This window comes from Chloroflexus sp. (genome assembly GCF_034435895.1).
Lineage (GTDB): Bacteria > Chloroflexota > Chloroflexia > Chloroflexales > Chloroflexaceae > Chloroflexus.
This window is the reverse complement of sequence record NZ_DAOTWH010000140.1, coordinates 1-6,112: the sequence shown is the minus strand read 5'-3', so window position 1 is coordinate 6,112 and position 6,112 is coordinate 1. Positions and strand designations below refer to the sequence as shown.

The 6,112-nt window shown below is 60.5% G+C and carries 5 protein-coding genes; all 5 read right to left on the bottom strand.

Annotated features, from left to right (window positions below; translation table 11 throughout):
* The coding region (locus U9R81_RS08360; RefSeq protein ID WP_322495026.1) for an NADH-quinone oxidoreductase subunit M at window positions 1-1,302 on the bottom strand (1,302 nt) is incomplete at its 3' end.
* A 3-nt stretch (window positions 1,303-1,305) separates the two neighbouring features.
* Complete coding sequence (gene nuoL / locus U9R81_RS08355) at window positions 1,306-3,507, bottom strand: NADH-quinone oxidoreductase subunit L (protein ID WP_322495025.1); 2,202 nt, start codon at window positions 3,505-3,507, stop codon at window positions 1,306-1,308.
* 48 nt (window positions 3,508-3,555) lie between these two features.
* A complete protein-coding gene (nuoK, locus tag U9R81_RS08350) occupies window positions 3,556-3,873 on the bottom strand; it encodes an NADH-quinone oxidoreductase subunit NuoK (protein WP_322495024.1) in 318 nt (105 codons plus the stop codon).
* A gap of 3 nt (window positions 3,874-3,876) precedes the next feature.
* Entirely contained in the window at window positions 3,877-4,530 is a 654-nt protein-coding gene (locus U9R81_RS08345; RefSeq protein ID WP_322495023.1) for an NADH-quinone oxidoreductase subunit J, read from the bottom strand.
* A 58-nt stretch (window positions 4,531-4,588) separates the two neighbouring features.
* A complete protein-coding gene (nuoH, locus tag U9R81_RS08340; protein ID WP_322495022.1) occupies window positions 4,589-5,914 on the bottom strand; it encodes an NADH-quinone oxidoreductase subunit NuoH in 1,326 nt (441 codons plus the stop codon).
* Window positions 5,915-6,112: the final 198 nt, after the last annotated feature.

Here is a 6,112-nt window from a genome sequence, read left to right as displayed (position 1 = left end):
GGCCGGCGCGCTCGCGCGCAAGCCACCCAAACCGCTCAGCTCCCAGCGTCCGGTGCGCTCGTACAACGCCCCCGCCAGATAGAACAGCGCGCCGGTGCTGAGGCCATGGGCCACCATCTGCACCAAAGCGCCGTTGATCGCGCTGGCCCGCGCCGCCACCCCGGCTTCGCCTGCCGCTGCTGCGCCGGCAATCGCCAGCATCACGTAACCCATGTGGTTGATCGAGGTGTAACCGATCAGGCGTTTGATGTCGCCATTGACGTGGTTCAACGCACCGAAGGCTCCAGCCACCACGCCAACCACCGCCAGCGCCGCCAGCGCCGGCGCGAAATACTGCGCCGCGTCGGGAGTGAACGGCAGCAACAGCCGCAGCATGCCATACGCCCCCATCTTGCTCATCACCGCCGAGAGCAAGATGCTGGCCGCTGTCGGCCCTTCGGCGTAGGCGTCGGGCAACCACGTATGGAAGGGCCATACCGCCAGCTTGATCGCAAAGGCAATGAAAATCGCCCACATCGCGATGCTGCTGTAGAGCAGCGGATAGCGGCCCAGCGCATTAGTCACGCCGAGCTGCTCAAGGTAGGCAAAGAGAATGTCGCGCAGATTGCCTTCGACGCCGGCCACCGGCAAGCTTTGCCCCAACCGGCCTAGCGCGATCAGATCGAAGGTCGGATAACCAGCCTGCCGCACCGACAGGTAGATCAGTTGGAAGAGCAGCAGCATGCCGAGCGAGCCGGCCATCGTGTAGACAAAGAACTTGAAGGCGGCGTAGCGGCGCTGTTCGCGACCCCAGTTTTGAATCAGGAAGAAGGCCGGCACCAGACTGAATTCCCAGAAGATGAAGAAGAAGAAGAAATCGAGCGCAACAAAGTAGCCGAGCATGGCCGCTTCAAGCAAGAGCAGCAACGCCAGATGCGCCCGCACCCGCTCGCTGACGCCCCAACTGGCGATCACCGCCACCGGCGTCATCACCGCGGACAGCAACACCAGCGGCAGGCTTAGACCATCAACGCCGAGAAAATAGTCAACCCGGATGGCCTGAATCCACGGTACCCGCTCGACCAACTGCACTGCGCCTTGCCCGCCCGCCACCGCATTCGGATCGAACCGCGCCCAGATCAGGCCAGCCAACAACAGCGGCACCCCCGTCCACGCCAGCACGCCGGTCTTAATCGTCCGCTCATCGAGCTTAAGCAGCCATGACAACCCGATCAAGGCAATGCCAACCAGCGGCGACAGCACCAGCAAGGTCAGCCACGGCACGCCATCAGCGGCAGGAAGAAGATACTCTGGGAGATTCATACGCTATCGCCCAATCACATACAGCCAGAACACAGCCAGCGCCAGTAGACCGCTAAAGACATAGATCAAGTAATCTTGGGCCTTGCCAGTCTGCAACCGGCGGGCTTGGCGGCCAGTGCCTTGGGTGCCGCTCGCCAAGCCATCCGGCCCGTCATTGAGCAAGGTGTCGTCAATGATGAAGTTGACCTTGCCCAAACCGAAGGTAAAGCGGCCCATGCCATCAACCAGCCGGTCAATCACCGAGCGGTCGATTAACGACCATGCCGTCGCGAGGCTCGCCGTTAACCGGCCAATCGTCGCCGCGTACAGCTCATCGATCCGGTACTTAGCATTGAGGATGGCAAACAACCCCGGCGCGCGCGCCGCTAGCGGGTCGGTATCGGCCGCAGTAGCGAAGGCGTTGCGGTAGCCAAACCAGCCCAACCCGATCCCGGCCAGCGCAATCAGCAACGACAACCCAGCCACCAGCGGATTCAGCTTCGCCGCCTCTTGCCCCCACAAACTCGCCAGCCAATGCCCACCGGGGCCGTCGAACGGCAGATTGAATGCGCCGGCAGTCACCGCAAAGCTGGCCAGCACCACCAACGCCGCAATCATGCGCGGGTCTTCGTGCCAGTGCTCACCGTGATCGTGGTGATGATCTCCGTGGTGGTGATCAGCGTGCCCGTGCTCAGCATGTCCGGCGGGAGCGTCAGGGTTCTGGAATACCACCGGATGCGCACCGCGATACTCGCCAAAGAAGACCAGCCACCACTGGCGAGTCATATAGACCGCGGTCAAGAACGCCGCTGCGCTCAGAGTCAGATACACGGCCAGATTGTGCTTGAAGGCGTCGAGCAGAATCTCGTCTTTGCTCCAGAAACCGGCAAACGGCACAATGCCAGCCAGCGCCAGATAGCCGGCGGTATACGTCCAGAACGTCCACGGCAAGCGGGTGCGCAACCCGCCCATATTGCGAATGTCTTGCGCCGTCTGTTGGGCAGCATATTCGTCGTCGTGATGGATGCGCTGGATCGAGGGCTGCTGCTCCATCGCGTGAATAATCGATCCCGACCCAAGGAAGAGTAGGGCCTTAAAGAAGGCATGGGTAATCAGGTGGAACATTGCCGCCACCCAACCGCCCACGCCGAGCGCCGCCACCATAAAGCCGAGCTGCGAGAGGGTGCTATAGGCTAGAATGCGCTTGATATCAAACTGGGCCAAAGCAATCGTCGCCGCGAAGAGCGCGGTAAACGCGCCGATAAAGGCCACCACACCCAACGAGGTCGGGTCGGCGGCGAAGATGGGGAAGGTGCGTGCCACCAGAAAGACGCCGGCAGCCACCATCGTTGCGGCGTGAATGAGGGCCGACACCGGCGTCGGGCCTTCCATCGCATCAGGCAACCAGACGTGCAGCGGGAACTGGGCCGATTTGCCGACCGTACCGCCAAAGATCAGCAGCGCAATCCCGGCGGCGTGGCTCAGACCGAGCGCGCCAGTTTCGCTCGCCAGCCGCTCAAGCAGCGGCGGATAGAAGATGCCGCCCTCTTCATTGCCGAAGGAGATCCCGCCAGCCTGCGCATAGAGATAAACAATCCCCAACAGCAGCAAAACATCGCCGATGCGGGTGGTGATAAACGCCTTCACCGCGGCGCGGGCCGCACTAGGCCGCTCGTAGAGGAAGCCGATTAGCAGATACGAGCAGAGGCCCATAATCTCCCACGCCATAAAGAAGAGGAGCAGGTTATCGGCCATGCTCATCAGCAACATCGCCGCCGTAAAGAGCGCGATAAAGCTGAAGAAGCGGCTCTGGCGCGGGTGCGCAGCCATATACCCGATCGAGAAGAGGTGAATGCAGGTTGAGGTAATCGTCACCATGGCCAGCATCGCCGCTGCTGCGCCATCAATGTAGATCCCCATCTGCAACACCGTATCGCCGGTCGGCGCCCACACCAGCCGCTGCACCACATTCGGTTCGGGGAAGGCAAACGCGCCGTGTTTGCCGTAATGAGCCGCGAGTTGCACCAGCTCACCGTGGTGCAATGCCCACCCGCCGGCCACTGCCGCCAACAAGCCAAGCGCCAGCACCGTCGCCACCATCATCAAGCCGGTGGCCAGCCACGCGCTCGCCATCGCCTGCCACCGGATCGGCGTGAGCGTAATGATGGCGCTGGCCAATAACGGCAACAGCGGAATCAGCCAAGCATTTTGCAAGAAAAATGCCATACACGCTCCGGGTTAGATCAACACCACCACACTCATTCGCTCGTACCGTTACCCACGCAATTGATCCACTTCATCGGCATTGACGGTCACATAATGGCGATAGACCGAAATCACCATCGCCAAGCCGACCGCCGCCTCGGCGGCGGCCACCGCAATAATAAAGATGGCAAAAGTCTGGCCGGTGATGTAGCGCGGCTCGAAATAGCGCCAAAACGCGACCAAATTGATATTGACGGCATTGAGCATCAACTCAACACCCATCAGCACCCCAATGAGATTCCGGCGCGAGAGCGCGCCAAATAACCCAATGCAAAAGAGGGCGGCGGCCAGCGTCAGTACCGCCGGCAATGGCACTGCATTCAGCATCTGTCACCCCTCACTGGCGGGGCGCGTCTCGCGCGCCACCGGCTCGGCCTCTACCGGTTCAGACGTTTCGGTCTGGGTTGCGCGTTCACTCAGGCGCTTCAACTCCAACTCTTCCGCCAACGTCAACACTCTGCGCCGCCGCGCGCGCTCTTCAAACGCAATCACGATCGCGCCGATCAGGGCCACAGTCAACAGCACGCCAACCACTTGAAACTGGATCAGGAACTCGTTCACAAACCCGCGGCCCAACTCGGCGGGGCCAGCGATCGGTTCCGGCGTGCCCAACGGCAGGGCCGGCGGCACATTCCACTGCTGGTTGATCAAAGTCGGTGCCATTACCGTCGCAAAGAGCAACACGGTAACGACGAGCACCACCGGCCAGCGCGAGGTCAGTTGGCGCACCCCTTCGCCGCTGATCTGGCGCGTGAGCATAATCGCAAACAAGATCAGCACCGACACCGCGCCGACGTAGACCAGCACCTGCACCACCGCCAAAAATTCAGCTTGAAGCAACAAATAGAGCGCGCCGACGCCGAAGAAACAGGCGATCAGCCACAGCGCCGAATGGATGACATTGCGCACCGAGACCACCATCGCCGCCGCGCCCAGAATAAAGAGGGCAATTAGCCCAAAAACAACTTGAACAACGACTTCCATCACACGTTCCTGCTGTCTGAATTGCGTAACGCAACGATGCGAAGGCGCAGCGATACCATCACGACCCCGCCGCAATCAACTCTTCCAGCTCGGCCCGGCGCCGTTCAGCCTGCGACGCCGCGTAGACTCGCGTCAGCCACAGATAGACCCCCAGATTGATCGCCAACGTCACGATAAACGCCGCTAGCCAGCGCAACACCGGCGACCAACCAACCGTGATCAGCATCCCTTCGGCCGGTCCCCAGCGGGTGAAGGCGACCCACAACGCGGCGCTAAACAGATTGGCCAGCGTCAACGGAATAAGAAACTTCCAGCCGAAATCCATCAACTGATCGATGCGCAGCCGGGGAAGCGCGCCGCGCAGCCAGACCATCACGAAGAAGAAGATGTAGGTCTTGAGCAAGAAGTAGAACACACCCAAAACACCGGCCAGCACATTGAACAACCCGTTACCGTTGGGATTTTCCGGCGTAATGCCTTGCGCGTAGAGCCAGCCGACCCCCGGCCCTTGCCAGCCGCCAAAGAAAATGATCGCCGTAATCGCGCAGAGCAGGAAATTCAACACATATTGGGCAAGGTAGAAGAGACCAAATTTCATGCCGCTATACTCGGTCATATAGCCAGCGACGATCTCTGAATCGGCTTCGGGAATATCAAACGGGGTGCGTTCGCCTTCGGCTAAAGCGGCAATAAAGAAGGCGATAAAGGCGACAAAGCCAACCGGCGTAAACACAAACCAACCCAATCCTAGATCGGGAATGCCGGGCAAGTCGCGGTTGCTAATGATCAAACCGGTCTGATAGGCAATAATCTCATTAATCGACAGCGATCCCACCACGATTACAATTGCGATCAGCGCCAGCACGGCCGGAATCTCGTATGACACCATCTGAGCCACGGCCCGCATCGCCCCCAACAGCGAAAACTTGTTGTTGCTAGCCCAACCGGCCATCATCAGCCCCACCACGCTGATCGACGAGATCGCAAAAAAGAAGAGCAGGCCGGTCGGCAGATCAACCGGCACCATTCCCGGCCCCCACGGCACCACCGCAAACATCAGGATCGTTGGGGTAACAACCACGCATGGAGCGAGGAAATGCACAATCCGGTCGGCAGCCTGCGGCACGATGTCTTCCTTGGTAAACATCTTGACGCCATCGGCTATTGGTTGCCAAATGCCTTCGGGGCCGACCCGGTTCGGGCCGACACGGTCTTGCATACGCGCAATCACCCGGCGCTCGTAGTAGGTGAAGAAAAGCATCTGGAACGGCGCCACCACCAACACGATCGTGACGACCAAGATATGGCTGAGCAGGTGCAATGCCCATTCTGGCCATCCCCAACCCAAAGCGCCGTTGATCAAGGCAGCAATCATGTCGTACATGGACGTCTCCATTGATGGAGCCGCACGCCGTGCGGCTTTACATCCCTCTCTTCACCGGAGCCGCAACTGTGCGGCGGTTTTCTGAGAGCCGCACGCCGTGCGGTTCTACGATCCGTCGCCTGATTGTTGTTTCTTGGCTGCGTTGGCAGCGCGGATGGCCGCCAGCCGGGCGGCTTTGTCGCTCGGCGGCGCGGCAGG